At 56.5% G+C, this 26,508-nt stretch carries 21 protein-coding genes; 12 read left to right on the top strand and 9 right to left on the bottom strand.

Going from position 1 to position 26,508, the window contains the following annotated elements:
* Positions 1 to 79: 79 nt before the first annotated feature.
* Positions 80 to 1,843 (bottom strand): cyclic-di-GMP receptor FimW-related protein, encoded by a 1,764-nt coding sequence (locus ABNH10_RS15385; RefSeq protein WP_349386744.1) that lies wholly within the window; start codon positions 1,841 to 1,843, stop codon positions 80 to 82.
* Between the two features lie 163 nt (positions 1,844 to 2,006).
* Positions 2,007 to 3,035, bottom strand: coding sequence for an EF-P beta-lysylation protein EpmB (gene epmB, locus ABNH10_RS15390; RefSeq protein ID WP_349386745.1), 1,029 nt, complete (start codon positions 3,033 to 3,035; stop codon positions 2,007 to 2,009).
* Between the two features lie 291 nt (positions 3,036 to 3,326).
* Here epmB and efp point away from each other — a divergent pair, with 291 nt between their 5' ends.
* From efp to ABNH10_RS15405, 3 genes are all read left to right on the top strand, one after another.
* Positions 3,327 to 3,896, top strand: a complete 570-nt coding sequence (gene efp, locus ABNH10_RS15395; RefSeq protein WP_349386746.1) for an elongation factor P — start codon at positions 3,327 to 3,329, stop codon at positions 3,894 to 3,896.
* 2 nt (positions 3,897 to 3,898) lie between these two features.
* Complete coding sequence (epmA, locus tag ABNH10_RS15400) at positions 3,899 to 4,834, top strand: EF-P lysine aminoacylase EpmA (protein WP_349386747.1); 936 nt, start codon at positions 3,899 to 3,901, stop codon at positions 4,832 to 4,834.
* Positions 4,835 to 4,911: 77 nt separating this feature from the next.
* Positions 4,912 to 5,298, top strand: a complete 387-nt coding sequence (locus ABNH10_RS15405) for a hypothetical protein (RefSeq protein ID WP_288368350.1) — start codon at positions 4,912 to 4,914, stop codon at positions 5,296 to 5,298.
* Between the two features lie 178 nt (positions 5,299 to 5,476).
* On the opposite strand, the gene ABNH10_RS15410 is transcribed toward ABNH10_RS15405, so the two are convergent.
* Together ABNH10_RS15410 and ABNH10_RS15415 are read right to left on the bottom strand one after the other, a co-directional pair.
* Positions 5,477 to 6,394, bottom strand: a complete 918-nt coding sequence (locus ABNH10_RS15410; RefSeq protein ID WP_288368351.1) for an alpha/beta fold hydrolase — start codon at positions 6,392 to 6,394, stop codon at positions 5,477 to 5,479.
* Between the two features lie 139 nt (positions 6,395 to 6,533).
* On the bottom strand, positions 6,534 to 7,154 hold the full coding sequence (locus ABNH10_RS15415) for a TetR/AcrR family transcriptional regulator (RefSeq protein WP_349386748.1): 621 nt from the start codon (positions 7,152 to 7,154) through the stop codon (positions 6,534 to 6,536).
* 207 nt (positions 7,155 to 7,361) lie between these two features.
* Here ABNH10_RS15415 and fadI point away from each other — a divergent pair, with 207 nt between their 5' ends.
* From fadI to ABNH10_RS15435, 4 genes are all read left to right on the top strand, one after another.
* Positions 7,362 to 8,663: an acetyl-CoA C-acyltransferase FadI gene (gene fadI, locus ABNH10_RS15420; RefSeq protein WP_349386749.1), complete on the top strand. Its 1,302-nt coding sequence runs from the start codon at positions 7,362 to 7,364 to the stop codon at positions 8,661 to 8,663.
* A gap of 55 nt (positions 8,664 to 8,718) precedes the next feature.
* Entirely contained in the window at positions 8,719 to 11,013 is a 2,295-nt protein-coding gene (locus ABNH10_RS15425) for an acyl-CoA dehydrogenase (RefSeq protein WP_349386750.1), read from the top strand.
* A 110-nt stretch (positions 11,014 to 11,123) separates the two neighbouring features.
* Complete coding sequence (locus ABNH10_RS15430; RefSeq protein ID WP_349386751.1) at positions 11,124 to 12,014, top strand: alpha/beta hydrolase; 891 nt, start codon at positions 11,124 to 11,126, stop codon at positions 12,012 to 12,014.
* A 142-nt stretch (positions 12,015 to 12,156) separates the two neighbouring features.
* A complete protein-coding gene (locus ABNH10_RS15435; RefSeq protein ID WP_349386752.1) occupies positions 12,157 to 13,380 on the top strand; it encodes an alpha/beta hydrolase in 1,224 nt (407 codons plus the stop codon).
* Between the two features lie 94 nt (positions 13,381 to 13,474).
* On the opposite strand, the gene ABNH10_RS15440 is transcribed toward ABNH10_RS15435, so the two are convergent.
* The 3 genes from ABNH10_RS15440 to ABNH10_RS15450 all read right to left on the bottom strand — a co-directional run bounded on the left by ABNH10_RS15440 (position 13,475) and on the right by ABNH10_RS15450 (position 15,127).
* Complete coding sequence (locus tag ABNH10_RS15440; protein ID WP_349386753.1) at positions 13,475 to 14,110, bottom strand: DUF502 domain-containing protein; 636 nt, start codon at positions 14,108 to 14,110, stop codon at positions 13,475 to 13,477.
* Between the two features lie 74 nt (positions 14,111 to 14,184).
* Entirely contained in the window at positions 14,185 to 14,700 is a 516-nt protein-coding gene (gene greB, locus ABNH10_RS15445; RefSeq protein ID WP_011589731.1) for a transcription elongation factor GreB, read from the bottom strand.
* 4 nt (positions 14,701 to 14,704) lie between these two features.
* The gene (locus ABNH10_RS15450) at positions 14,705 to 15,127 is read right to left on the bottom strand and encodes a VOC family protein (RefSeq protein ID WP_349386754.1); all 423 of its coding nucleotides are present in this window, start codon (positions 15,125 to 15,127) and stop codon (positions 14,705 to 14,707) included.
* Between the two features lie 206 nt (positions 15,128 to 15,333).
* Here ABNH10_RS15450 and hemB point away from each other — a divergent pair, with 206 nt between their 5' ends.
* A complete protein-coding gene (hemB, locus tag ABNH10_RS15455) occupies positions 15,334 to 16,344 on the top strand; it encodes a porphobilinogen synthase (RefSeq protein ID WP_349386755.1) in 1,011 nt (336 codons plus the stop codon).
* Between the two features lie 379 nt (positions 16,345 to 16,723).
* Here the strand turns inward: hemB and ABNH10_RS15460 are convergent, their stop codons facing one another.
* On the bottom strand, positions 16,724 to 18,781 hold the full coding sequence (locus ABNH10_RS15460) for a TonB-dependent siderophore receptor (RefSeq protein WP_349386756.1): 2,058 nt from the start codon (positions 18,779 to 18,781) through the stop codon (positions 16,724 to 16,726).
* 285 nt (positions 18,782 to 19,066) lie between these two features.
* Between ABNH10_RS15460 and ppk1 the strand changes: the two genes are divergently transcribed.
* Positions 19,067 to 21,178 (top strand): polyphosphate kinase 1, encoded by a 2,112-nt coding sequence (ppk1, locus tag ABNH10_RS15465; RefSeq protein ID WP_349386757.1) that lies wholly within the window; start codon positions 19,067 to 19,069, stop codon positions 21,176 to 21,178.
* Positions 21,179 to 21,272: 94 nt separating this feature from the next.
* Here the strand turns inward: ppk1 and ppx are convergent, their stop codons facing one another.
* Positions 21,273 to 22,763 (bottom strand): exopolyphosphatase, encoded by a 1,491-nt coding sequence (gene ppx / locus ABNH10_RS15470; RefSeq protein WP_349386758.1) that lies wholly within the window; start codon positions 22,761 to 22,763, stop codon positions 21,273 to 21,275.
* Positions 22,764 to 22,950: 187 nt separating this feature from the next.
* Between ppx and trxA the strand changes: the two genes are divergently transcribed.
* The 3 genes from trxA (at position 22,951) to ubiD (ending at position 26,506) form a co-directional block, all read left to right on the top strand.
* Entirely contained in the window at positions 22,951 to 23,277 is a 327-nt protein-coding gene (gene trxA / locus ABNH10_RS15475) for a thioredoxin TrxA (RefSeq protein ID WP_349386759.1), read from the top strand.
* A gap of 294 nt (positions 23,278 to 23,571) precedes the next feature.
* Complete coding sequence (gene rho / locus ABNH10_RS15480; protein ID WP_349386760.1) at positions 23,572 to 24,831, top strand: transcription termination factor Rho; 1,260 nt, start codon at positions 23,572 to 23,574, stop codon at positions 24,829 to 24,831.
* Positions 24,832 to 25,030: 199 nt separating this feature from the next.
* Positions 25,031 to 26,506 carry a 4-hydroxy-3-polyprenylbenzoate decarboxylase gene (ubiD, locus tag ABNH10_RS15485; protein WP_349386761.1) on the top strand — a complete coding sequence of 492 codons (1,476 nt, stop codon included), beginning with the start codon at positions 25,031 to 25,033 and terminating at the stop codon, positions 26,504 to 26,506.
* Positions 26,507 to 26,508 lie beyond the last annotated feature (2 nt).

Raw genomic sequence — 26,508 nt, forward strand, 5'->3', positions numbered from 1 at the left:
TGCTATTCCAGCAATCGGTGGGGACCACATTCTGTGAAAGACAGGTGATGAATAAGATTAGCGGATTCGCCATCTATCCTTACAAACTGGACCAGATGGAGCCCAGTACATCGTCCTCGCCCCCTTCCGAAGGCTTGATCGGCGCCGGCGTGGTCAGATCTCTGAACGGATATTGGCTGAACCCGGACGCGACCAGGGTACGGCGCAGCAATTGCACCCGGCGCGGCTCGCCACTTTCCACCAACTCGACTTTCATGCCTTCATTAAAGCCCACCTTGGGCAACAACACTGTCGCTGGCTGTCCCACCGCTGCCAGCTCGGGCAACACCACACAACGCATATAGTCGCTGTCGACCCCTTGCTTGCGTAGCGCTCGCGCGGCCACTGGTCTTCCGCCCGGGGCCAACAGCTCCACGCCGAAGCGCGCACCATGGTTCGGCAACTGCGTCACCCAGCGGACCACCGCCAAGGACCACTGGCTATCCGGGTGGTCGCGCAGGGCCAACAACTCCCCCGTGCGCATCAGACTAGGCGTATTGCCCTGCCAAGACAGGCAATAGCCACCCGGGCTCGCGTTAACTTTCTGGCAGTGATAACTCACCGGCAAGGTCATCTCTTTACGCTGCCCACTCGACGCCGCGCCCATATCAATGGTTTCACCGGCATAATTCGACTGGTAGGCCGTAGCCCAAGGGTCCGCGTTTTGCTGTTTCTGTTTATTGCTCTTCTTGATATTGGCCAGGAACGGGTTATTTTCCGTTTCACCCCTCAGCATCGACAGAGAGCCTTGCGCCACAATCGTTTCGAAAGCCACTTTACCAGACAGGAAGTAATGTACGCCCACTAGCCCAAAGCACAGCTCGATTTCGCCGCTTTCCGGCATGCGCTTGAACGCCCGTTCGGTCAGCCCCCCCCACACCTGCTGCAGGTGGCTAAGCAGCCCTTCATCCAGACTCTTGGGGACAACTAGCTCGCTCTCACCAGGCGCTTTCAGCCAGGCAGCAATGGCTTCCGCCAAGCGAGAAGCGTCAATGTAGCGCCAGCTCTGCGAGGCCTGGGAAGCGTGGGTGCGGTAAATAGGGGGTCGGTCTGCTTGCATATCAAAGACGAATAAATCGTCCTCATCGCTGGCAGTACTGATTTCAATCAACGGTGCCCAAGCGAATGCTGCCTTGTAGATACCGGCCAGCTCCTGCTGACGTAGCTGGTTAGGCTTCGCCGTAGCCAATAATAGACAGCAGGCATAGGCGGACTGAACGCTGCTTTCGACTTCGCCATCCACCACCGGCGAGTCACTGATCCCATGCTGTTCAGCCAGCAGAAACAGTTGATGCAGCTCCAGCCACAGATGGCGGGGGCTAGGGAAATAGAGTTGGTAGCAGCGCAACAATGTATCACCCAGGGCCGTTACCGCCCGATGAATCGCAGTCGTCACCGCTCGCCTTACGGCCTTGTCCTTAACTTTGCGAATACCGCGCACCGCCACCAGTTTGTAACCATTCGCCAAATGCCCCTGCAAGGCTTGGGCAAGGCTGGCCACACGGCGAGCCTTCTCAGGCAGCACCAATGACTGGTTCAAGTAATGTTTTTGCAACGACTCACTGACATGGAGAATAGACGGGCGCACAACCTCCAGTAACTGAAGACGGAGTTTGGAATCAATCTGTAGCCGGTTAAGTTCCTGAATAAACTGATAGAGCTGGCGAGCCGTTTCCCCCATATTCATGATCGGGAGAGACGCCACCCATTGTTCCAACTTTTTCGGCTGAGCAGCGCCAAGTGTCAGATGCGGCAGATCCTGCTCGGGCAGTTTCAGTCGCACCGCCTGGTCTGGTTGCTCCATAAAGGCAATCCTTATTTTGGCAGCATCTTGGCTACTTTGTTATTTGGATTAGTTTTTTTACTTATGTGCCCTAAGTCACATTACCTTACGATACTGTTGCAATTCGGTAAACGCCATGAAGACCTAGACGTACGGTGTTCATTGGCAGGCAGGCAGCAGGCTACTAGCCCGCTAACACCGTCTTGGCGGGCTCCCCAGGCTCTTCCCGCGTTAGCCTGGGGACCAGGAAACCCGGCAGTCGAGCACGCAAGGCCGCATGGATTTTCCTGGCAGCTTCATCGGGCACCGCGAAATGCGCCGCGCCTTGCACCGCATCCAGCTGGTGCAGGTAATAAGGCATCACTCCGGCATTGAACAGTGCATCAGACAGTTCTGCCAGCGTATCGGCCCGGTCATTCACTCCGGCCAGCAGCACGCTCTGGTTGAGCAGGGTGATGCCAGCACTGCGCCAGTCCCGGCAGCGCTCTGCCAACGCCGGGCCAATTTCGCGGGGATGGTTGGCATGAAGCACCAGCACGGTTTGCCAACGAGGACGCGTTAGCAACGCTTTCAACTCCGCGTCCAGTCGCGCCGGGATCACCACCGGTGTTCGACTGTGAATGCGTAGACGGCGTAAATGAGGGATATCCGCCAGAGCATTCAGCAATTGCTCAAGCCGCTGATTACTCAGCGTCAGAGGATCTCCCCCACTGAGAATCACTTCATTAATATCCGGTCGGGCCGCCAGCCACGCCAGGGCCTGCTTCCAGCGTTTGCCGCTCAGATGCGTCTGGTAAGGAAAATGGCGCCGAAAACAGTATCGGCAATGCACCGCACAAGCCCCGGTGACCACCAGCAGCGCCCGCCCGTGATATTTGTGCAACAACCCCGGCACCGCCGTATGTTCAGCTTCATCCAGCGGGTCGGCACTGAACCCGGGCTGCTCTACCATCTCATCGGCCACACTCAATACCTGACGCAACAGCGGGTCATGAGGGTTGCCCCGCTCCATCAGTGCCACATAGCTGCGCGGTACCCGCAGGGGGAAATCCGTGGCCGCCGCCAACGCCTCCGGCAGGCTTTGCGCCGGCAGATCAAGCATCGCCAATAGCTCTGCCGGGTCGGTTATCAGATCCGCCTGTTGGCGCTGCCAGCCGGGCAACTCCCAACCGGACGCTTCCTGCGTTATCATGAGGGCCTGTTGATGTTTCATCTGCGTCTCTGCTGGAGTTCATTTTTCCGCCCGGCAAGGCGGAGTGAGTGCAGCATAGTCATGCTTATGTCAGCGACCGATAACACGGCTGGGCGGAAAAGGGACTCCGCCCTTTGGGTTGCACCTGGACGCTCGCCACTCGTCGTTACAATTCGCTCATTAGATGCAAGCAAACATCTCTCCCTGTGCCTGGATTGATGAGTGTGCAGGTGCCACTAGAGAGGCAAATGAAACATCAACAGACCCTATCAACCGCTCAAGTTGCATACATCAACTCTTTGGAAATGTTTTATGGCCAACTATTCTACCAGCGAATTCAAGTCTGGCTTGAAAGTGATGCTCGATGGCGATCCCTGTTCCATCATCGAAAACGAATTCGTCAAGCCGGGCAAAGGTCAGGCGTTCAGCCGCGTAAAACTACGCAACCTGCGTAACGGCAAAGTCTGGGAACGTACCTTCAAGTCCGGTGACTCCTTGGAAGGTGCTGACGTAATGGATGTTTCCATGCAGTACATCTACAACGACGGCGAATTCTGGCACTTCATGGACCAGACTTCCTTTGAGCAGAAACAGGCGGACGACACCGCGGTTCGCGACGCCAAACAGTGGCTCAAGGAAGAAGATATCTGCGAGGTTACCCTTTACAACGGTGAACCCTTGTCTGTGAGCCCCCCCAATTTCGTTGAGCTGGAAATCACCGAAACCGACCCGGGCCTCAAAGGCGACACCGCCGGCACCGGCGGAAAACCCGCCACACTGAGCACCGGCGCAGTGGTACGTGTACCGCTGTTCGTGCAGACCGGTGAAATCGTCAAAGTCGACACCCGTACCGGCGATTACGTGGGCCGCATCAAACAATAGCCATGAGCAACTGGCAACCCACGGCCTCGCTGCAGGCCATCAAGGCGCGCGCTGAGCTACTAAGCACAGTGCGCGCCTTTTTTGATGCCCGCCAAGTACTGGAAGTGGACACTCCGCAGCTGGCCTGTTACGGCGTCAGCGACCCACACATCCAGTGTATCCCGGTGCCCGGCTACGGTTACCTGCAAAGCTCACCGGAATACCATATGAAACGTCTGCTCGCCGCCGGCAGTGGGCCTATATACCAGCTGTGCAAAGCCTTCCGTGAAGGCGAGGCTGGGGGGCGCCATAACCCTGAATTCACCATGCTGGAGTGGTACCGACCCGACTTTTCCCTTAACCAACTGATCAGCGAATGCCTGTCGTTATTGGTCGAGCTATTCCCCGGTGCCCCCACCCAAACCTGGCGCTTTCGCGATCTATTTAAAGCTTCCACAGGGCTGGACCCACTCACCGTCGATGACGCATCGCTCATCGATTACGCCGCATCCCACGGCGCGCCCAACGACCTGAACAAAACCGCCGCGGTGGACTATCTGATGGCCACTCAGGTGGAAACGGCCCTCCCTGGCGAACAATTGTCTGTGGTGACCGACTTCCCCGGCTGGGCCGCTGCGCTGGCCCAGACCCATAACGACAAAGACGGCGCCATCGTGGCCAAGCGATTCGAGGTTTATTACCAAGGCCTGGAACTGGCCAACGGCTACCAGGAACTCACTGACGCGCAAGAGCAGTCACGACGTTTTCAACGGGACAATGCCCTGCGGCTTGAACAAGGATTGCCCCCCATGGCCCCCGACGCTTATTTGCTCGACGCCATGGCATTCGGGCTTCCAGAGTGTAGCGGTGTCGCCGTTGGCATTGAGCGGCTACTCATGGCCCAGCAGCCCCCCCTGGCCATCGACCAGGTACTGACGTTCCCCCATCCAAGAGCGTAACGTCGCCGTCTCGCTTTTTGCTTAGCCATTGAACCCAACACAAGGAACGCTTGGTCATTGTGATAAAGTGGCCTTCAATGTCCGAACCGGTAAGCACTATGCAACTGTACCTCCTCGTCGCCTGTGATCGCCTTGATGAAAAACAGGAAAAAAAGCTCAAGCGAAACCTGCCCGATTTGCAATCAGCCCTACAGGCCTATGCGGACGCCAACGAAGGCGTAGCACTGATTAATGAATGTGAGAGCGAGGCCTGCGAAGACTGGCACCTGGGCATCAGTCAGCCGGTGAAGAAAAAGGCTCAACTCAAGCTTCCGGTGGGCCTTTTCAACGATCTTGCCCGGCAATACAACATTGATTGCGAAGTGGGCGCCATCGAGAACGAGAACTTTGATCCGGTCAGTTATTTCGGCAAGAACGAAGGGCAGGGAGATGCGTTTTTGATTGGCGAGTACCTGGGCCTGTAGCGGTTCAGCTTTTCCGGTTTTGCTTTACCGTGCCGCCTCAGCTGCACGCCTATCGCAAGATACAGACCCTCCGAAGGCCATAAAAAAAACGCGCCCAGCGTCTGAGCACGGCCTCTTTTCATTTAGCTCGCACCGCGCCTCCGCCTTGCGGCTGCTAACCTTTACGTGCAACGGCATTTCACGCCACCGCCGGCCGCACCACGGAATTGGCCCGCCCGGCAGTCTCTGCAATCAATTCACCGATACGGTCAATCACCGATGGTGGCAAGTCATGGCCCATGCCGGGAATAATAACCAACTTGGCACCGCGAATAGCGCGGGCAGATGCCCTGCCACCGGCGGGACGAATTAACGGGTCAGCACCGCCATGAATCACCGTAGTCGGGCACTGGATCTGCTTCAAGGTTTTGCTTAAAGAACCGGTGGCCGTGATCGCCAGAAACTGGTTACGGATACCTCTCGGGTTAATGCCTCGCGCCCAGGCAGCCCGATACATGGCCGCCAGCTCTTGCTTGCCCTGGGGCAAGGTACCGGCCAGCTTGCTCATCATTTCCAAGCCGAAGGTAACGAACTGCTCTTCGGTTTCCACTTTCACGCGCGGGGCGATCAAAACTCTCAACGCCGCGGGTTTCGGTGGTGGCAGCAATGAGCTGTTGTTACTGGACATGATCGAGGTAAGGGACAGTACCCGCTCCGGGTGAGTGGCCGCCATCAACTGGCTGATCATCCCGCCCATGGAGGCACCAATAAAATGCGCCCGCTCAATGCTCAGTGCATCCAGCAGGCCCACCGTATCGGCGACCATATCGTGCAAGGTGTAAGCGCTCTCCACCGACAGGCCGATTATGCTGCGCAAAATCGCCGACACCGGCCCCTGCTTTATCGGCTGGCGGATGCGGGTGGATTTACCCACATCCCGGTTATCAAACCGAATCACCCGATAGCCTTTTGCCGCCAACGCATCCAGCAGGGTATCCGGCCAGAACACCATCTGCGCCGACAGCCCCATGACGAAGACCATGGGCTCCCCGTTTTCCGGGCCACGACTCTCATAAAAAAGCTCGATGCCGTTACTCGCGACCGTGCCTGACTGCATATGCTTACCCTTTATGCTGGCCTGTTCTTGTGGTGCAGTGTCGAAATCGAGTCACTGCCAATGGATCAACATAGAAAAGGGCGCCGCAAACCTCAAGCGCCAGCATGAGAATTACGCTGCGATTGGCCTATTCGGCGGTTTAAACCGTGATTGCCCGCCACAACATGTCAAACAGCACGCCGTGCTGATCTGTCATACGCCCGGACCGACCACGCAGCAGGTGCATCTGAGCACTACGCAACAACACGCCATAGAAGAAATCCAACAGGATCGGCGTCGTCACCTGATCATTAAGAATGCCGGCCTCCTGCCCTTCACGAAGCCCGCTTAGAAAAAGCTCGGTGAGCCGTTGCTGCCCCGAGGTGGTATCACTCCCCCAGCGGCCAGGATAAACCGAATTGATCATCATACGGCCCATTTGCGGGTTGCGGTCAAAGAAATCCAGCACCACCCAAAACACCTTGCTGAGCCGATCGCGAAATGTATCGATACCGGCAAGATGATCCAGCATGCGCTCGGCCAGCTGCTCCAGACCGTGGTGCAAGCAGGCGTTAAGCAGTGCTTCCTTGCTGCCCAGCCTCTCATCCCCGTAATACCGATAAAGCGTTTGCAAACTGCAGCGGGCCGCCCGGGCTATCTGCTGTAGCGTCACTTGATGGAACGCCGAATCGGCAAAAACCTGCACCGCAGCCCACTCAATACGCTCTCTTACCACCGGATCTTGCCGGGACAATGCCAGTGTTCCAGTGCCTTTTTGCATAATCAGGCCCTATATTCTCTCTGATTATTCATTCATCAAGCCAGACGCCTATCTGTAATCCATCTTACACCCATGTCGGACAGTGTCTCCCCGGCAATTGACTCAACCAGTGCAGCCTTCTACGCTCCACTCACGTTATCATCAATGAATGTCACATTACGTGTAAAAATAATTACACCGTGACCGGCACCCTGCAAGGAGTCTGCAATGCCTGTTCGCAAAATGAAGCTGGCTGGCCGTGGCGGCCGCGTCGCCATCGTCGATGGTCTGCGCACCCCGTTTGCTCGTATCGCCACCCACTACCGGGACCTGAATGCCATTGATCTAGGCGCCATGGCGGTCAAGGAGCTGATGGCCCGTAATAACCTGAGCCAACAGGAAATTGAGCAGCTGGTGTTCGGGATGACGGTGATGATTCCCGAAGCCCCTTTTATTGCCCGCGAGATCGCTCTGGCGCTGGGCATGGACACAGTGGATGCCTACTCTATTACCCGTGCCTGTGCCACCAGTTTCCAGACCACCGCCAGCGTGGCGGACAACATCGTTGCCGGTTACACCGACATGGCCATTGCCGGTGGCACCGACTCCACCAGCTGCGCCCGAATCCCCTTGTCTGCCGAGCTAAGCGCGGTCCTGCGCGATGTGAGCTTCGCTAAAACTCTAAAAGATCGCATCAAGTTGCTTAGCCAGCTCAAAGCCCGCGACCTGCTTCCCCAGGCACCCTCCATTACCGAATATTCGGTGGGGGAAACCATGGGCGAGAGCACCGAGAAAATGGTGAAAAAATGGGGGGTTAGCCGTCAAGAACAAGACGATCTAGCCCATGCTTCCCACAGCAATGCAGCCCGCGCCTGGGCCGAAGGCCGTCTGGATCGCCAGGTGATGACTGCCCATTTACCCGATGGCAGCGCCTTAAAAGATGACAACCTGGTGCGCAAACAATCCGAACGTGAGAGCTACAGCAAACTCAACCCGGTGTTTGACCGGGAGACCGGTTCCGTTACCGCCGGCAATAGCAGCCCCCTCACCGATGGTGCCGGCGCCCTGTTGATGATGAGCGAGAAAAAGGCCGCCGCACTGGGTTACACCCCGCTAGGTTATATTCGCTCCTATGCCTTTGCCGCCCGCACGCCCCAGGACGACCTATTAATGGGCCCGGTACTGGCCGCCCCCGCCGCCATGACCCGCGCCGGGCTCACCTTGAGCGACCTGACCCTGGTAGACATGCACGAAGCGTTTGCCGGCCAAGTAGCCTGCAACCTGCGTGGCTTGGCCGATGACGACTATGTACGCAGCCAGACTGGGCTCGCGGCTCTCGGCGAAGTAGATCGCAGCAAGCTCAACGTCAACGGCGGCTCCATTGCCTACGGCCACCCCTTTGGGGCCACCGGTGCCCGAGTCATCAGCCAGACCTTGCACGAACTGCAACACCGCGGCGGCGGGCTGGCGTTAACCACTGCCTGTGCCGCCGGCGGTATCGGCGCCGCCATGGTGCTGGAAACCGAATAACCCGCGTTAGCCACATTACTTAGCGCGCCACACAACCACCCACAGGAACAGACCCATGTTTAACCTACTGATGAATTGGATGCGGGATAACAAGATCCTGCCACAGATTTCCGATACCGAACGCCAAGCGCTAGAAGCCGGCGACGTGTGGATCGACGGGCAATTTTTTGGCGGCAAGGTCGATTTTGAAAAAATCCTCGCTGAAAACTACGACACCCTTCCCGAACACGAACAGGCCTACATTGATGGCCCTGTGGAAGAACTGCTGAGAATGGCCGACAGCTACGCTCTGTCGCGCACCCGCAAACTGCCCGATCATCTGTTTACCTTCATGGCAGAGAATGGCTTCTTCGGCATGCAGATCGCCAAAGAGTACGGCGGCAACCCCATGTCCACCCAGGCGAAGTCCTGCATTATGGCCAAAGTCAGCTCTCATTCAGGGCTCATCAGCGCCATGGTGGTGATTCCCAATTCCCTCGGGGCAGCGGAACTATTGGGCCATTACGGCACCGATGAGCAAAAGCAGTATTACCTGCCAAAGCTGGCCAACGGCGAATTTATTCCCTGCTTCGGCCTCACCGAGCCCACTGCCGGCTCCGACGCGGCGTCTATCAAGGCGGAAGGCGAAGTCTTCAAAGACAGCGACGGCGAGATCAAATTCAAACTTAACTTCCGCAAGCGTTACATCACCCTTGCGCCGGTTTCCAACCTGATCTCGCTGGCCGTGCGCCTACACGATCCGGAAAACCTGCTGGGCAAAGGTGAAGACGCAGGCATCACCGTCGTGCTGCTGGAAAAAGGCTTGGACGGGCTGCATATCGGCGACCATCACCAACCCATTGGCGAGCATTTCCCCAACGGCCCCATTGTCGGTCGCGATGTAATCGTACCCGCCAGCAATGTGTTGGGGGGCGTGGAACACACCGGCATGGGCTGGAAGATGTTAATGGAAGCTCTGGCAGGCGGGCGCATGGTGTCACTGCCCGCCACCGGCATTTGCGGCATTCGCCATGGTGCCATGATCGCCGGCGCCTATTCCATGGTGCGCCAACAGTTCGGCATCCCCGTGGGCCGCATGGAAGGTGTGGAACACAAGATTGGTAAAGCCGCCGGCATGACCTACGCCTTTGATGCTGCCCGCGTGTTTGGTTGCTCCGCCGTGGACAAGGGTATCCAGCCCCCTGTGACCTCCGCCATCATGAAGGCCTACTCTACAGAAATGGGACGCGATACCGGCACCGACGCCATGGATGTGACCGCCGGCTACGGCGTCATGCAGGGCCCCAACAACACCATGGGTCGCCTTTACAACTCGGCCCCGGTGAGCGTCACCGTGGAAGGGGCCAACATCATGACCCGCACCCTGATGATCTTTGGTCAGGGCGCCACCCGCTGTCACCCCTACGCTTACAATGTAGTGCAAGCCGTGGAAAACGACGACGCTGACGCCTTCCGTAAAAACCTCACCGGCTGGATGATCCAGTTCTTGCTGGGCTTCGTTATGAGCCTGGTACGCGGCGTCACCCGCGGTTTCTTGACCGTAAAAGTGCCCAACGTGGAACCAAAAACGAAAAGCATTTATCGCCGCCTGGGCTGGGCCGCCACCCGCTTCGGCCTGCTCACTAACCTGGCCATGTTCTTTGTCGGCGGGAAACTGAAAGCCCGTGGCAACCTGACTGGCCGTTATGCCGACGCCGTTGCCTGGTTGTACATTACCACCTCGGCGCTGCGCCGCTTTGAAGCGGAAGGCCGCAAGGCAGAAGATCTGGCGCTCGTGCAATACGCTGGTGAATACGGCCTCACCCAGATCCAGCAGGCCTTCGAAGGCATCTACGAAAACTTCGACGGCCCGGTGGGCGTGATATTGAAAACCATTGGCCGTATCGGCTTGGGTCTGAACCCGCTGGCCAAGCTACCGAACGATCAGCTTAGTCACCAAGCCGCGCAAGCCCTGCAAAGCTATGGCGACCAGTACAAACGCTTGGTTGGCGGCAACTACATGCCAGAGGAAAGCGATCAAGGACTGGGACGCCTACTCAAGGCCTTCCGTCTGACCACCGAAGCCGAACCCGTACGCGAAAAAATTCGGGCGGCGCAAAAAGCTCGCAAGCTGGGCAAAGGTAAAGTAGAAGCATTGGCCGCCGAGGCCGCTTCACAACGGCTAATTTCCGACGCCGAGCTGGCTACGCTAAACGCTGCCACCGAAGCGTGCCTACTGGCCATCGAAGTGGATGTCTTCACGAAAGATGAGTACTACGGAGCAGGCGGCATTCCTGCCATGAGTGCCACCGGCGATGGCGGCCTGCAACCCGCCGCCAAACCCGAGCAGGCCAAGACTTCCGGCGAATAACCGGCCGTCCTCACGGGCCAGTGCCTACTGGCCCGATCACTCCTGCCACCCCCCGGGCCCGTCAGGGTTTGGGCGCCGTAACAAACAACGAACCAGATAACGGACTAACTATGAGCCTTCAAGCCCGCCTCATCAAAGCCATGACCAAGCGCACCATCAAACGCTCCGGTCTCAACCAGGATCAACTGGTACGGCATCTGCGTAAAGTATTCAACGAAACCCCGGTTCTGACCCTACTGCCTCGTGGAGTAAAACTCAGCCGTGTGGAGCACCCCGCTTTTATCGGTGACCGAATAAGCGTGCAGCGTCCGGAAATGGCGGTGCTTTACCTGCATGGTGGCGCCTACATTGGCGGCATTACCAAGACCTACCACAACTTGGCCGGGCGGCTGGCAAAAAAACTAAACGCCGAGGTATTCCTGCCCGTCTATCCGTTTGCCCCAGAGCACCCTTATCCGGCCGCAGTGAATCGAGTCATGGAGGCCTACGAATACCTATTAAGCCTAGGCAAGCAACCGCAGGATATCGTTATTGCCGGCGATTCCGCCGGTGGCGGACTCACCTTGGCCACCCTGCTGCAAATCCGCGATAAAGGGCTGGAACAACCTCGCTGCGCGGTGACGTTTTCGCCCGCCAGCAACGCCTTTCCTGACGACAGCATCCTGGATGCCCTAGACCCCAGCGATGCGATGCTGTCTGCAGACATCATTCGCACTGCTATCGAAATCTATACCCCCAACCCAGAAGACCGCAGCCAGCCCTACGCCTCCCCCTGCCTAGGAGACTACACCAATATCTGCCCGCTACTGATTACTGCCAGCACCGACGAACTGCTTTATGCAGATAGCAAGCGCGTAAAGCGCGTGGCAGAGAAGGCGGGCGTCAAGGTGACATGGATAGAGCGCTCCGGCGTATTCCATGTATGGCCAGTCATGGTGCCCTTCCTGCCTGAGGCGAACAAAGACCTGAAACGGATTGTCGCATTCATTAAAGAGGCATAGGGACGAAGGCCTGAGGCGATAAAAATCGAGCCCTCAGCGTTACAACCCTGGTTGAGGTTTTAGACATTAATCATTGAACGTTTCTGTCATTGCCGCGCCGCCTTCAACATTCTTTACTGGCGTTTACTCACAAGGAGGCGGCATGAGCGATTTACTGCCCCGGATTCACCCAGACGATTACTGCAACGAAGACCTACCGACCCTCAGCCAACCCTGGTGGCAAACCTTGCCGTCCAGCTTTCACAGCATGCCGGATCATTTCCTGGCAGATAACGATACCAGCTGGCGCATCAACAGTACCGCGGCTGTAGATACACTGGCCCGTACCGGCCTGGCCTTGATGGCCGGCGTGGCGGCTCTGCCCGCCACGCTCAACGCCGCACGACTCAACGACGAACGGGCGCTTACAGACTTCTATCGCCCTTTCCTGGCTGAGAGCGATCCCAATACTTTTTTCACACCGCCCACCGTATCGGCAAAAATCAAGCGCACACCGGTATCCAGTTACCATTTTCAACCGGAAGACGGCGACGCCCATACCTTACATTTTGCCTCCCCTTTTGTGCCTAAAAACCCGGACCTAAGGGAACGTTATCTGGACCATACCCGTAACGGCACCGCCTGGGCACAGCACTGGCGTCATCACGATGGCCCGCGACCGACGCTGGTAATGATTCATGGGTTTGTGGCCGACCCTTACTGGCTCAACACTCGCTGGCTGGCGCTGCCCTGGTTCTACAAGCAGGGATTCGATGTACTGCTCTATACGCTGCCGTTCCATGGCCGGCGCAAAAGCCGTTTCGCTCCGTTCAGTGGCGCGGAGTTTTTCAGCCAAGGCATGGCGCTACTCAACGAAACCTTCGCCCACGCTATTCATGACTTGCGTTTGTTCATGCAAATGTTACGCGAACAAGGCTCCCCCGCCATCGGAGCCACCGGCATATCCCTGGGCGGTTACACGACTGGCCTGCTGGCCGCACTAGAAAAAGACTTGGCCTTTGCGATACCCAATGTGCCGTTGGTCAGCGTGATTGATTTGATGAAGAGCTGGTTTCCAATCAACCAACAAGTGAAGCTACTCAATCGCATCTATGACACCAACACCGCAGGCCTTCGTGAAATCACCGCCCTGCACTCGCCCCTCACTTGGCCCTGCCAAGTACCGCAAAGCGGGCGCATGATCATCGGTGGTGCCGGCGACCGATTCGCCCCCCCAAAACATAGCCACCTGTTACGCCAACACTGGAACAACTGTGATGTGCATTGGTTCCCAGGCAACCACTTGCTACACCTGGATCAGGGCTTATACCTGAAAGCCATGCGGGACTTTATGCGCCAGGCGTTTGCCGAAAAAGGGGTGAGCTAAGCACCTGAAGTCCGCAAACCCCACTTCTTTTATAGGAGCGCGGGGCTCCGCGATGCAAACTCGACTCAGCGCCCTAGCGGCTTAAATGAAACCGCTAGGGCACTTTAGGGGTATCTGTCTTGAACAAGTTTGCCGTGCCCGCCCCGCAGGAAACCACCGTTTTCATCATGCTCTCCACACCGATTTCCGGATGCAGCTCCACCAGCGAAGCATCTAGATGATAAATAAACCCGCTGGTGGGGTTAGGGCTAGTGGGTACAAATACGGTGACGTGGCCATCCGCGTGGCGAGAAGTAACCAACGCAGTAACAGACACGTCAGCCTCTCTTCCATAGAGCCACACCCGCGCCACTTCGCCCCGGCTGAATGGGCTATCCGCACTACTGCCCATCAACTGGGCAATCAGTTCACGCACCGTGGTGTAGCCGGGTAAGCGAGTCATCACATGTTCTTCCCACTGCTGCCAGGCCCAGCTCCCCACTCGGGTTGCCACCAGGGTGCCAACCAGAAAACACAGCACCATGACCGCCAGCACCGATAGCCAATCCGCGACAAACTTTGGCAATCCGAAAGCACTGATAAACACCGAGGTAAAAGGAGAAATCAGCTCAGTCACTGTCTGATAAATCCATTTGAAGAAGAACACGATAATGGAAATCGGCAACAGGATGGTGAGCCCACCCAGCAGCGACTTGCGAATAAAAAACCAGATACGGTTGTTAGCGCTCATCGGCGGAGAATTCCTCTATTATTTTGGCAAGCGAGCCTGACCACCAGCCCATACGCGCCTGTACAAGCCTAGGCTCAATCCCGACGTGCAGGCTCTTCGTACCAAATGCGGTTGATAAACAGACAACGCTCGCCGGCAGGGGTTCGCACCTCCACCTCGTCATCCACCTGTTTCTTGAGCAAGGCTCGCGCCAATGGCGCATCAATACTGATATAGCCCCTTCCCGCATCGGTTTCATCTGGACCCACCAACCGGTAGGTTTCAGTGTCTCCGGTGTCATTTTCCAGCTCCACCCAAGCACCAAAGAACACCCGACTTTGGTCTTCCGGCACCCGGTCAACCACCGTCATGTCATCCAGACGCTTACTAAGAAAACGCACCCGGCGATCAATTTCCCGCAGCTGTTTCTTGCCGTAGATGTATTCTGCGTTCTCCGAGCGATCGCCCTGGGCGGCCGCCTCCTGCACCGACTGGGTGATCTCAGGGCGCTTCTGCTTCCACAAATATTGCAGCTCATCGTTGAGCTTGTGGTATCCCTCAACGGTGATGTACTTGGAGGCAGGTTTGCCCTTCGGTCGCCAGCGGCCCATGGGGTTATACCTCGAAGATCCGGTGCAATTCGCGCAGCCCCTTGAACTCCAAGGTGTTGCCAGAGGGGTCCTGAACAAAGAACGTTCCTTGCTCCGCGGGCTGCCCCGCGAATCGCTCACGAGGCTTAAGCAGAAACGGCCACTGGTGCTGGTAAATCCGCTCCACCAGGGCCTCCCAGCAGGCAAAGCCGAGCACCACGCCAAAATGTGGCATCGGCACTGGATGGCCGTCCACCTCACTGTAGCCCTGGATCGGCGTTAAATTTTCACCTTTATGCAAGGAGAGCTGATGTCCGTGCAGGTCCACATCCACCCAGTTCGGAGCATCGCGCCCACGACGCCCACCCAGCACGCGGCAATAAAAATCCGCAGCGTCTTCCAGATCATTCACCAGAAAAGCCAAATGAAAGGCCGGTTGTTTTTCCATCGTCTACCGCTCTTGCTAAACTCACGTGATTCAGCCTGATGCCAACACATCCATAGGCGTGTTGTTTGTAATGCGATTGGATGCATTGAAAGTTCAAAAGCGCGCAGCCCAGAAAGCCAAGATGGCATTGGCATGCTTCGCGTTTTAACGTTGAACTAGCTTACCCCAGCACCAGGCGCGCCCATACTACTAGAGGAACCCTGCGCATGTCTGTCACCCGTGCTTCCTGGCCCGCCATACGTATGCGCCGCATGCGCCGCGATGATTTTTCCCGCCGCCTGATGCGCGAGCACACCCTCACCGTTGACGACCTGATTTACCCGGTGTTTGTACTGGAAGGCAGCAATCAAATCGAAGCCGTTCCCTCCATGCCCGGTGTGGAACGTAAAAGCATTGATCTGCTGGTGGAAGAGGCCCGTGAGCTGGCCGATCTGGGCGTTCCCGCCATGGCCTTGTTTCCAGTCACCCCAGGCGATATAAAAACCCTCGATGGCCGTGAAGCCTGGAACCCTGAGGGGCTAGCCCAGCGTGCCGTGCGCGCGATCAAGGCAGCCGTTCCCGAGATGGGAGTCATCACTGACGGCGCCTTGGATCCGTTCACTACACACGGCCAGGACGGCATCATTGATGACAACGGCTATGTACTCAACGACGTGACCGTGGATGCACTGGTCAAGCAGGCCCTATCCCATGCCGACGCCGGCGCCGACATGGTTGCCCCTTCAGACATGATGGATGGCCGCATCGGTGCCATTCGCGATGCCCTGGAAGCCCACGGCCATATCCACACCCGTATCATGGCCTACTCTGCCAAGTACGCCAGCGCCTACTATGGCCCTTTCCGCGATGCGGTCGGCTCCGCCGGTAATCTCGGCAAGGCGGACAAGACCACCTATCAAATGGACCCGGCCAATTCCGATGAGGCGCTGCATGAGATCGCCCTGGACCTGGCGGAAGGCGCCGACGTGGTAATGGTGAAACCGGGCATGCCTTACTTGGACGTGGTCCGCCGGGTGAAAGACGAATTCAAAGTCCCTGTGTACGCCTATCAAGTGAGTGGTGAATACGCCATGCACATGGCCGCCTTCCAAAACGGCTGGCTGGACCAGGACAAGGTGATGATGGAATCCTTGCTGGCATTCAAACGCGCCGGCGCCGATGGCATCCTCACCTACTTTGCCAAGGCGGCGGCGCAAGCACTGAAAAAACATCGTTAACCGCTGGCGCGACACGCAGCGAAATTAAGACAAAGCAGGAGCGACCAGGGCTTGTCGTTCCTGCCGTTACAGCCTTCTCAAGGCCCTATTGGCTGCCTTCTGAGGCCTTACCCTCCGCAACGAACAATCCTCACGCTCTGACTACTTTTTCGCTTTTTCTGCTCCTTTTTTCGGGTCTCTGGCCCTAGGAGCCATACTGATCTGCACTCTATTTAAGTGTGTTAAGCTTTTGGATTCCGTCCACCCTTGCCGCCACCGGCAAGAAAAACAATCGCTGGATATCATTCAGCAATCCAGGGCGTCCCAAGGGGTGAAAGAACTCTGAAGCCAGCCACAAAAAACCGGCAGATTTGCCGGCTTTTTGACCCTTCTATCGTTATCAGAAACGATAGCGAGCGTTAGCAGTAACGGTGCGTCGTTCGCCGTACCCGCAATCGGTACCGGGCCCACGACACCAGGAAATATATTCTTCATCGGTGAGGTTCTGGACATTCATGCTTAAATCCCAGTTCTGGATACCGTAACCAAGCATTACATCATACAAGGTCTCAGCGGGGACTTTCGGCCCGCCGCCAAAACCAACATTATCACCAATATAACGAACACCCCCACCAACGCGCAGGCCATTCTCAAGCGCGTACTTGCCCCAGCCAGAGACCAAACGATCCGCCACGTAAGGCAGCCTTACACCATTTTCATCATCAATGGCACGCAGATCCGTCATACTAGCCTGTACCTCCAGGTTGCCCAGCATTTTCTTGATTTCCAGCTCCCAACCTTCGGACTTGGCACCAATCTGATCCACTTGCTGAGCCTGGCCAGAAGGAATCACCCGGTTGGTTTCCTCAATATAGAAATAGGCAGCCGTTACCGAAAAGTCGCCACTATCATTGAGATATTTCAGACCCGCTTCTTCCTGCTCCCCTGTCGAGGCGTCGAGGCTTTGATCTGCTGCGTTAGCGCCCAAGTTCGGAGTAAATGACTGTGAGTAACTCAAGTACGGCGATAGGCCAAACGCGAAGTGGTACATAACACCAAGACGGCCAGTGGTTTCTTCATCATCACGCTTGGTATCCGGCCCTGATACCGCCAGGATTTTGTTGGTGGAATTATCATGCCGCAGGGCGCTGGAAATGGCGAAGTTGCCAATATCCATGTGATCAATGACGTAGATACCGCTCTGCTTAATTTGATTGTCTGGGCGATCAACCGGGTTCAGTGCAGCATAGTTAACTGTGCCATAAGCAGGGTTATACAAATTGATTGTGCCACCCTGCCCATAGCCGTAGAAGTAATTGCCTTGTTCCCACAACGCATCCTGTCGGTCCACGCCCACAGCCAGGCGATGCCGGGTAACCCCTAGATCAACATCCCCTTCCAAACGGATATCAACGTTTTTTACTTCAGTATCATTGTCCGCCATATAGATGGTGCGCGGTGTATCACCATTAGGTGCGACCCCAGCACCGATAGCCGCCCAATGCTGGCGAGTCTCTGAGCTGGAGGAGGTGTAACGGCCGGTGGCAGCAATATTCCAAGCCTCATTGAGGCGATGATCGACAAACAGGGTGACTTCATTTTTCTCACGATCGTAACGATCCCAGTCAGGCTCACCCACAAAAGTCTCCGAAGGAACATCACCTCTCACGCCCGGGTCAATCGTTCCCTCTGCAGGCAGAAACTGCGCGGACACACCACCAGAGTTCTCCTGAGCATTAAACAACACGCTGATGGTGGTGTTATCTGTGGCCAGCCACGTAATGGACGGCGCGAAAAGAAAACCATCATCGTCCACATAATCTACCTGAGTACCGCTGTCGCGCTTGAGCGCCACCAATCGGTACAGCAGCTTGCCGTCCTTGGACAAGGGCCCGGTCACATCCGCAGCCAGCTGCTTGCGATCAAAAGAGCCTGCCTGCGCCCAAAGCTCACCCTGCTGTACCGGCTTCGGCAATTTGGACACAGAATTAATAATGCCGCCCAGCTCTGACTGGCCATAAAGTACCGAGGAAGGCCCTTTAAGCACCTCAACTTGCTCCAGCGCGTACACATTGGTGCGCACACTGTTATAACTCCCGTAAATGGAACGCAGACCATCCAGATAGAATGACGCATCCATGCCTCGCACCTTGGCCCAATCCCCGCGGGTGTCGAAGCCGAAAGCCCCTGCGTACACTCCAGAGCTGTACCTCAGGGCATCCTCAATGTTCTTGGCTCCGGTGTCTCGAATAAACTCTTCGTTCACCACACTGATCGCAAACGGGGTGTCTTCCACAGCCACATCCAGCTTGCCGGTCTTCGCCGCTTGTTGCTCCGTGATATAGCTCGCACCTTCCTCAGCACCGGCATTCACCTCCACCGCAGGAATTACATTAGCTTCAGGGGTGTCTTCAGCCTGTACGGCCAGAGGGATCAGTGAAAGCAGGCACGCTCTCACCCATGGCGCGCCCCAAATCGCGCGGTATTGGCAAACCATCGGCAAGCTCCAAATAAACATTAACAGCAATGATTCGCATTATAGTTTACATTTGATCGCTCAGGAAAGGACTTCCACTTCGCCCTCCATGCGAGCCACAGGAAGAGTGTTCAATGCCGGCATTTCCGCCCAGCCGCATCAGGCGTATTGTGAAGATAGTCGGAATTCTTCGTCCCTGTCATCACCGCGTCACATTAATGTCATGAAATAAGCCCCATCTTCAAAGGTTCCGGTCAGGACGACACTATGAATGCTTCCTCCAATGAACAAAGTGGCAACGAGCACAATGTCATCGCCAGCCACGGCGACCTCAGCAATCCGGATTATTATTTGAATCGGGAACTCAGCCTGCTGCAGTTCAACTTGCGCGTGCTGGAACAAGCCTCGGATGAAAACCATCCATTGATGGAGCGGCTAAATTTTTTGTTGATTTTTTCCAGCAACATGGACGAATTTTTCGAAATTCGCGTAGCGGGCCTGAAGAACAAACTGGAAACCCATACCGGGCAGCCCGGTCCCGATGGCCTGCTGCCCGAAGAGCTGCTGGAATCCATCAGCGCCATTACGCACGAAGCGGTAGAGCGCCAGTATCGTATCCTCAATGACGTACTACTCCCTGCCCTGCGTGAAGAAGGTGTGGATTTTCTGCGCCGCGAAGATTGGACCGAAGCCCAAATCGAGTGGGTAAAGAAGTATTTTCGCGAGCAGATATATCCGGTTCTCACTCCAATCGCGCTAGACCCTTCGCACCCCTTCCCTCGCTTGGTAAACAAAAGTCTGAACTTCATCGTACCCTTGGACGGCAAGGATGCGTTCGGTCGCTCCACAGGGCTCGCCATTGTACCCGCACCCCGGTCCCTGCCCAGGCTCATTCGCATCCCCGATGAAATCAGTGAAAGCGGTGACGATAACTTCGTTTTCCTCTCCTCCATGATCCACGCTCATGTGTCCGACCTGTTTCCAGGCATGAAGGCCACCGGCTGTTACCAGTTCCGAGTAACCCGCAATGCGGACATGGAAGTGGACGAAGAAGCAGAGGATTTGGCCAGCGCCCTGAAAGGTCAGCTGCTATCACGCCGCTATGGAGACGAAGTGCGCCTGGAAGTAGCCGACAATTGCCCACAGCACCTGATGCACTATCTGCTAGAGCAGTTTGAGCTTACCGAAAAAGACCTGTACGAAGTAAATGGCCCGGTAAATCTGGCCCGCATGTTCACCAGCGTAAACCGGCCGCGTCTGCACTACCCACCCTTCACCCCCAAATTAGCGCCAGTGGTGAAAAAGAGCGAAACCATTTTTGATGCCATCGACCAAGGCGATATCCTGCTGCATCACCCCTATGAGTCCTTTCAGCCGGTGATTAACCTGCTGGCCGAAGCCGCCCGCGATCCCAAAGTGCTAGCCATCAAGCAAACGCTATACCGCACTGGCACCAAGTCAGAAATCCTCGACCATTTGGAAACCGCTGCCCGCAATGGCAAAGAAGTCACCGCCATTGTCGAGCTCCGCGCCCGCTTTGATGAAGAGTCCAATATTGAAGGAGCCCGCCGCCTACAGGAAGCCGGCGCCATCGTGGTCTACGGCGTGGTGGGTTATAAAACCCATGCCAAAATGCTTCTGGTGGTGCGCCGGGATGGTGACGGCATCAAACGGTATGTGCATCTAGGCACCGGCAATTACCACACAAAAACGACCAAGCTATACACAGATTATGGCCTGATGACCTGCGAAAAGAGTATGGGCCAGGACGTGCACAAGATATTTCAGGAATTGACGGGTATGGGTAAGGCGGCCCGGCTGAAGCAGCTCAAGCATTCGCCGTTCACCCTACACCCCTCGATTATCGAGTGGATCGACTTTGAAACCGCACAAGCCCAGGCCGGTAAACCTGCACGCATTATTGCCAAGTTCAATTCCCTGACAGAAAAAAATATCATGCAGGCCCTGTACCGGGCCAGCCAAGCGGGCGTGGAAATCGACCTAATCATACGGGGCATATGCTGCCTGAGGCCCGGAATTCCTGGCCTGTCGGAGAACATTCGCGTGCGTTCTATTATCGGCCGCTTTCTGGAACACACCCGCATCTACCATTTCCACCACGGCGGTGACGAACTGGTGTATTGCTCCAGCGCCGACTGGATGGAGCGCAATCTGTTCAACCGTGTGGAAACGTGTTTTCCGATCAATGACCCCGCTCTCAAGGCACAGATCTTGGAGCAGGGCCTGCACATCTATCTGCGCGACAACTCTCGCGCCTGGGAGCTGCAGCCAGACGGCCACTACCAGCGGGTGCAACCACAAAACGGCGAAGAGCATTTCATTGCCCAACAGAGCCTGCTCGATACACTAGGGGGATGAACAGCTTCTAACTTTAAAGGGGTTGCGCCGGCTAAAGCGCGCCCCCCATTTTAAGGCTATTTTCCTCATCGCTAGCGGCTCGCAGCGATTCCTTTCACGCCAACACCAGCTGGTACCCTGCCGCCTGAAAGTAATCGAGTTCCTGCTCCAGGTCCGCTTGGGTAAGCGGGTGCTGCTCCAACCAGCCAACCGGAAAGGTAATGGCAAGACGATTACCCGTTGCCTGCACGTGAATTTCAGGCACCTTTTCATCACTACGGGCATGGTGCAACCGCACCGCTAAACGCAGTACCAAACATAGTCGCAGCAAGCAGGTTTGTTCATCCTCCGGCAATTCCGCCAGCGCAGCCAAGGGCACCTTGCGACGATGACCGCGCACCATCAACGCCACCATCTGCTGCTCCTGACGAGAAAAACCGGGCAGATCCGAGTTAGTCACCAGATAAGCACCGTGTTTGTGAAACTGGCTATGAGACACCGCCAATCCCACCTCATGGAGCAAACAGCCCCAACGGAGCGTATCCGCGGCCTCGGCTCCCTCGATCTGCCAATCACTGGCTACCTGCTGGTATAACGTCTGGGCTGTGGCACACACTCGCTCTGCTTGGCTGCTTTCCACATGATGGCGATTCATCAGCGCTTGAATACTGCGATCACGCACATCCTCGTGACCAAAGCGCCCCAGTAAGTCGTACAGTAACCCTTCACGTAAAGCGCCACTGGAAACATCCATTTGTTCAATGCCTAACTGCTCGAAAATGCCGTACAAAATGGCCAGACCAGAAGCAAAAATAGGCTGTCGATCCTCACGTAACCCCTTCAATCCCAGCTTGTCTGCGGCACCAGCTTTAATCACCCGTTTACGGGCTTTTTTCATCCCTTCCATGCTAATGCCGAATTCCGACCAACCGTTCTCCACACACACAAGACTGATTGCCTTGATCGTGCCCGAGGCCCCCACCACCTGCTGCCAGCCAAGGCGCTGATAATTGGCATGGATTGATAACACTTCCTGGCGTGCCGCCGTCACCGCCCGATCAAAGGCTTTTTCCGTGATCTCGCCATTGGGGAAAAAACGCTGGGCAAAGCTAACACAGCCCATATGCAACGACTCGGTTTCCGTGGATTCAAACCGCTCACCAATGATCAGCTCAGTGGAACCACCGCCAATATCCACCACCAGCCGCTGCCCAGCGTCATCAGCCAAGGTGTGGGCCACCCCCAGGTAAATCAGCCGCGCTTCCTCTCGTCCGGCTACCACCTCAATATCGTGGCCCAACACGGCTTCCGCGCGGCGGATAAAATCCCGGGCATTACGGGCTTGGCGCAGGGTATTGGTCCCCACCACCCGCACGCTACCGCGTGGAATTCCGGCAATCCGTTGGGCAAACCGGCCAAGGCACTCCAGCGCCCTCTCCACTGTTTCCTCATCCAAGCGATTTTCCCGGTCTAGGCCGGCCCCCAATTGCACCTTCTCCGACAATCCGTCGAGAATCTGGATTTCTCCCTGCGCCTGCCGGGCTACCACCATGTGAAAACTGTTCGAGCCCAAATCAATGGCAGCCAAATGTTCGCCATGCTCCATATTCACTCCTTCTTTTGGGCCGATTCTATCCAAAAATCATGGCGTTACGATGTCATAGGCAGCAACTACAGCGATAATTAACCACCTCGCTTGAAATTCATCACCCGCAACCTGATATTATTCACCATCACAGAGGCCACTAAGCAACCGTGACGGGTCTTTGAAACCTTTATATCAGGAGAATTCAATGAGCGGCGAGATTATTAACGTGACCGACGCAGACTTCGAAGCCAAGGTCATCAACGCAGACGGCCCCGTGCTGGTCGATTACTGGGCGCCTTGGTGTGGCCCCTGCAAAATGGTCGCGCCGATCCTTGAGCAACTGGCCAGCGACTACGGCGACAAACTGACCATTGCCAAAATCAATATCGATGACAATCCTGAGACACCGAAAAAATACGGTGTGCGGGGCATCCCCACCCTGACCGTATTTAAAAACGGCAACGTGGAAGCCACTAAAGTCGGCGCCCTGTCCAAAAGCCAGCTGACTGCATTCTTGGACAGCACACTGTAACCCAAGCGCAAGCCATTCCGGCCCTCCCCAGCCGCACCACGGGGAGGGTTTTGCTGCTCGCCACGAGTTACAACTTGTTTGTTGCAAGCTGCCCCACACAGTGATAGATTCCAGAACCAGCTTTAACAAAGCACCTCCTTTAGTTAGTCCTCGGAACCTCTGGTTACCTATTTTCCTTATGGCCCCCTTTAGGCTTGCCGGGCCAGATTCCGAATAAACCGGATTATCAAAACAACTGCAGCACTGCGGTGGTGCGTCCTCTTAATTCATTCAAAGACATCAAATTAGACGCCAATGAATCTTTCTGAACTGAAGCAGAAGCCGATTGGAGAACTTCTGGACATTGCCAAGGAACTCGGCCTTGAGAACCTGGCAAGAACCCGCAAACAAGACGTTATCTTTTCCATCCTTAAACGCGCTGCCAAAAATGGCTCCGACATTTACGGCGATGGCGTGCTGGAAATCCTGCAGGATGGTTTCGGTTTCCTTCGTTCCGCTGAGGGCTCCTACCTGGCCGGCCCGGACGACATCTATGTCTCGCCCAGCCAGATCCGTCGCTTCAATTTACGTACCGGCGACACCATCGCCGGGAAAATCCGGCCCCCCAAGGATGGCGAGCGTTACTTCGCCATGCTCAAGGTCAACGAGATCAACTTTGACCGCCCGGAAAACGCCAAGAACAAGATCCTTTTCGAAAACCTGACCCCGCTATTCCCGACCCAGCGACTGGTTATGGAAGTCGGCAACGGCTCCACCGAAGACATTACCACTCGGGTAATCGATCTGGTGGCACCCATCGGTAAAGGGCAGCGCGGCCTGATCGTCGCTCCGCCAAAAGCCGGTAAAACCATGTTGCTGCAAAGCGTGGCCCAGTCCATTGCCCGCAACAATCCCGAAACCCACATGATCGTGCTGCTCATCGACGAGCGCCCGGAAGAAGTGACAGAGATGTCCCGGACCGTGCGCGGTGAAGTGGTGGCTTCCACCTTTGATGAGCCACCCGCGCGCCACGTTCAGGTGGCCGAAATGGTGATTGAAAAAGCCAAGCGGCTGGTCGAGCACAAGCAGGACGTAGTGATCTTGCTCGATTCCATCACCCGCCTGGCGCGCGCCTACAACACCGTGCAGCCCAGCTCAGGCAAAGTACTCACCGGTGGTGTTGATGCCCACGCCCTGGAAAAGCCCAAGCGCTTTTTCGGTGCCGCGCGGAACATCGAGGAAGGAGGTAGCCTGACCATCCTCGCCACCGCTCTGGTCGACACCGGTTCCAAAATGGACGAAGTGATCTACGAGGAATTCAAAGGCACCGGCAACATGGAACTGCATCTGGACCGCAAGGTGGCAGAGAAGCGTGTGTTCCCAGCCATGAATATCCGCAAATCCGGCACCCGTCGTGAAGAACGTCTGGTGAGCGAAGACGAACTGCAGAAGATGTGGATCCTGCGCAAGGTGCTGCACCCCATGGACGAAATTGGCGCCATGGAATTCCTCATCGACCGCATGAAGCAGACCAAAACCAATCTGGAATTCTTCGATTCCATGAAGCGCAAGTAGCCTCAAAACCAGGGCCCTCCGCACGCTTCAGGTAACAGGCAAAAACCCCGCTTCGCCGGGGTTTTGTCGTTTGGGGCTCTGCCGCTAGCCCCTTAGGTTGTGGGTTTTTTGCTTCGTATCTCTGCCCCCCAGTGTTCGCCGCCCTTACTGTTATACTCGCCACACAACCCGCTCGGTTACCGAATTAACAAGGAACGCCATGAAATACCGCGATCTTCGAGACTTCATTAGCCAACTGGAACAGCTGGGCGAGCTTAAACGCATCACTGCGCCGGTGGATCCCAAACTGGAAATGACGGAAATTTGTGACCGCACTCTGCGAGCCGGCGGGCCAGCCTTGCTGTTCGAAAACCCGGTGGGGTTTGGCACTCCGGTGCTGGGCAACCTGTTCGGCACTGAACGGCGGGTGGCACTGGGCATGGGCCGTGACTCGGTGGCAGAGCTTCGCGAGCTGGGGGAGCTGCTGGCGTTTCTCAAGGAGCCGGAGCCGCCCAAGGGTTTCCGTGATGCCTGGGAAAAACTGCCGGTATTTCGCAAGGTCCTGAGCATGAGCCCCAAGGTGTCCAGCTCCGGCCCCTGCCAGGAAAAGGTGCTGGAAGGCGACGAGGTGGACCTGTACAAACTGCCCATACAGACCTGCTGGCCTGATGATGCCGGCCCCCTGGTGACCTGGCCGCTAGTCATCACCCGCGGCCCTAACAAGGAACGTCAGAATCTGGGGATTTACCGCCAACAACTGATCGGCCGCAACAAGCTGATCATGCGCTGGCTGAGCCACCGGGGCGGAGCACTGGATTTCCAGGAATGGCAACAGCAACATCCTGGCGAACCGTTCCCGGTGAGCGTGGCACTGGGCGCCGACCCGGCCACGATTCTGGGCGCCGTGACCCCGGTGCCGGATACCCTCAGCGAATACGCCTTTGCCGGTTTGCTGCGCGGCTCCAAGACCGAGCTGGTGAAATGCCTCGGCAATGACCTGCAAGTGCCCGCCAGCGCCGAATTCGTTTTGGAAGGCTACCTTTACCCGGACGACATGGCTGACGAAGGCCCCTTCGGCGACCACACCGGCTATTACAATGAAGTGGAGCGTTTCCCGGTATTCACCGTGGAGCGCATCACTCACCGCCGCAACCCGATTTATCACAGCACCTATACGGGCCGGCCGCCGGACGAACCCGCGGTACTCGGCGTGGCCATGAATGAAATCTTCGTGCCCATCCTGAAAAAGCAGTTTCCCGAGATCGTCGACTTTTACCTGCCGCCGGAAGGCTGCTCCTACCGCATGGCCGTGGTCACCATGAAGAAGCAGTACCCCGGCCACGCCAAGCGCGTGATGATGGGTGTTTGGTCATTCCTGCGTCAGTTCATGTACACCAAGTTCGTGATCGTCTGCGACGACGACGTGAATGCCCGTGACTGGAAAGATGTGATCTGGGCCATGACCACCCGCATGGACCCGGCCCGCGATACCGTGATGATCGAAAACACGCCCATTGATTATCTGGATTTCGCCTCTCCAGTGGCCGGCCTTGGTTCCAAAATGGGAATGGATGCCACGAACAAGTGGGCAGGCGAAACCACCCGCGAGTGGGGCCGCGCCATCGCCATGGATTCCGCTGTAAAAACCCGGGTGGATGAAATGTGGTCCTCACTGGGCATCGACACCCCGGAATAATC

The sequence above is a fragment of the Alcanivorax sp. genome (assembly GCF_040119285.1).
Lineage (GTDB): Bacteria > Pseudomonadota > Gammaproteobacteria > Pseudomonadales > Alcanivoracaceae > Alcanivorax.

What these genes read in the sequence shown, in the direction of transcription:
- ABNH10_RS15385 (WP_349386744.1), bottom strand. Translation starts at nt 1,843, where the DNA reads ATGGAGCAACCAGACCAGGCGGTGCGACTGAAACTGCCCGAGCAGGAT.
- epmB (WP_349386745.1), bottom strand. Translation starts at nt 3,035, where the DNA reads ATGAAACATCAACAGGCCCTCATGATAACGCAGGAAGCGTCCGGTTGG.
- efp (WP_349386746.1), top strand. Translation starts at nt 3,327, where the DNA reads ATGGCCAACTATTCTACCAGCGAATTCAAGTCTGGCTTGAAAGTGATG.
- epmA (WP_349386747.1), top strand. Translation starts at nt 3,899, where the DNA reads ATGAGCAACTGGCAACCCACGGCCTCGCTGCAGGCCATCAAGGCGCGC.
- ABNH10_RS15405 (WP_288368350.1), top strand. Translation starts at nt 4,912, where the DNA reads ATGTCCGAACCGGTAAGCACTATGCAACTGTACCTCCTCGTCGCCTGT.
- ABNH10_RS15410 (WP_288368351.1), bottom strand. Translation starts at nt 6,394, where the DNA reads ATGCAGTCAGGCACGGTCGCGAGTAACGGCATCGAGCTTTTTTATGAG.
- ABNH10_RS15415 (WP_349386748.1), bottom strand. Translation starts at nt 7,154, where the DNA reads ATGCAAAAAGGCACTGGAACACTGGCATTGTCCCGGCAAGATCCGGTG.
- fadI (WP_349386749.1), top strand. Translation starts at nt 7,362, where the DNA reads ATGCCTGTTCGCAAAATGAAGCTGGCTGGCCGTGGCGGCCGCGTCGCC.
- ABNH10_RS15425 (WP_349386750.1), top strand. Translation starts at nt 8,719, where the DNA reads ATGTTTAACCTACTGATGAATTGGATGCGGGATAACAAGATCCTGCCA.
- ABNH10_RS15430 (WP_349386751.1), top strand. Translation starts at nt 11,124, where the DNA reads ATGAGCCTTCAAGCCCGCCTCATCAAAGCCATGACCAAGCGCACCATC.
- ABNH10_RS15435 (WP_349386752.1), top strand. Translation starts at nt 12,157, where the DNA reads ATGAGCGATTTACTGCCCCGGATTCACCCAGACGATTACTGCAACGAA.
- ABNH10_RS15440 (WP_349386753.1), bottom strand. Translation starts at nt 14,110, where the DNA reads ATGAGCGCTAACAACCGTATCTGGTTTTTTATTCGCAAGTCGCTGCTG.
- greB (WP_011589731.1), bottom strand. Translation starts at nt 14,700, where the DNA reads ATGGGCCGCTGGCGACCGAAGGGCAAACCTGCCTCCAAGTACATCACC.
- ABNH10_RS15450 (WP_349386754.1), bottom strand. Translation starts at nt 15,127, where the DNA reads ATGGAAAAACAACCGGCCTTTCATTTGGCTTTTCTGGTGAATGATCTG.
- hemB (WP_349386755.1), top strand. Translation starts at nt 15,334, where the DNA reads ATGTCTGTCACCCGTGCTTCCTGGCCCGCCATACGTATGCGCCGCATG.
- ppk1 (WP_349386757.1), top strand. Translation starts at nt 19,067, where the DNA reads ATGAATGCTTCCTCCAATGAACAAAGTGGCAACGAGCACAATGTCATC.
- ppx (WP_349386758.1), bottom strand. Translation starts at nt 22,763, where the DNA reads ATGGAGCATGGCGAACATTTGGCTGCCATTGATTTGGGCTCGAACAGT.
- trxA (WP_349386759.1), top strand. Translation starts at nt 22,951, where the DNA reads ATGAGCGGCGAGATTATTAACGTGACCGACGCAGACTTCGAAGCCAAG.
- rho (WP_349386760.1), top strand. Translation starts at nt 23,572, where the DNA reads ATGAATCTTTCTGAACTGAAGCAGAAGCCGATTGGAGAACTTCTGGAC.
- ubiD (WP_349386761.1), top strand. Translation starts at nt 25,031, where the DNA reads ATGAAATACCGCGATCTTCGAGACTTCATTAGCCAACTGGAACAGCTG.